This is a genomic window from Microcoleus sp. Pol12A5 (assembly GCF_036701435.1).
In the GTDB taxonomy this organism is placed as follows: Bacteria; Cyanobacteriota; Cyanobacteriia; order Cyanobacteriales; family Microcoleaceae; genus Microcoleus.
In genome coordinates, this window is the sequence record NZ_JAUBQU010000302.1 from 1 (window position 1) to 1207 (window position 1207).

Below are 1207 nucleotides of genomic sequence, written 5' to 3' on the forward strand. Positions count from 1 at the left end.
GGCTCGGTTTACCACCATGAGCCTGACTAGGGAGTAATTTTCCTGTCTCTTTTTTGCGCTTTAGTAGTGCTTGTACCCTGAGAGGGTGACAACGGAGGTCAAACCCAGACGGGGCAATTGTTTGAGATAATGGATAAGTCGTCAAAAAGAGGGTGGCCCTTGGAGCCACCCTAACCAAAAATGTTAAAGACATTATACCACTCGTTATTACGCATTCATCTGAGCGAAAGTCAAGCAAAGACCTTAGAAATCTTAGTTTTGATGCTTCAAAGTTATCGAAACGTCAGATTATCAACTCTCGCCAACTTCTTTCCACAACCTATTAAATACAAGAGTCGAATCAGAAATATCCAGCGATTTCTGGAACTCCCTCAGCTCTCGGCTAAGTTACTCTGGTTTCCGATAATTAAGGCAACTTTAAAATCTGAATTTATAGAGAAAAAATTAAATAGAGCGCAACGGAGACACCCCTCAAAATTAAGATTTAAAACCAAAAACTATGTAGCGATTGCTCTCGATAGAACTCAATGGAGAGACCGGAATCTACTCATGGCCACCATAATTTGGGGAAATCATGCTTTACCAATATATTGGGAGCTACTCTCTAAATTTGGCAGTAGTTCTTTCCGGGAACAGAAACGGGTACTAGGGCCGGTACTAGCCCTTCTAAAACCTTATCCGGTCGTGGTAATAGGGGACCGAGAATTTCATAGTGCTAAGCTCGCGAACTGGCTCAGGGCAAAGGGTGTAGACGTTGTATTTCGTCAAAAAAAGAGTGCTTTTGTAGCGACTTCATGCCAGCCAGGTAAGTCTTTAAAAACCCAAGGATTTAAAGCGGGCGAATCCCACTTTTTCAAAAATGTAACCTTTCAAAAATCTGACCCTATTCAGGAATTTAACTTAGGAGTTTATTGGGAAAAAAGTCACCGAGGGAAAAAGGTAAAAGAACCGTGGTATTTACTAACTACGATTTCTAACCCCAAGCTGGTTAAGCAACTCTATCAAGCACGGTGGGGTATTGAAATGATGTTTAGAGATTGCAAAAGTGGCGGCTATAATATGGAATTTACTCGGGTGGATGCTACCCGATTTTTAGCTTTGGTTTTGTTGATTACTTTCGCTTATTGTTTCAGGGTAAACGCATCTAAATTAAGTTGACATAAAATCATATTTGTGCCTGAGTTATTCTCTGAAAAAACCCTTCTTA

General features: G+C 40.7%; 1 pseudogene. It reads left to right on the forward strand.

The annotated features are described in order from the left end of the window. Positions 1-180: 180 nt before the first annotated feature. Positions 181-1125: pseudogene (locus QUA45_RS28890) on the forward strand (IS4 family transposase); the annotation flags it as partial. Positions 1126-1207: the final 82 nt, after the last annotated feature.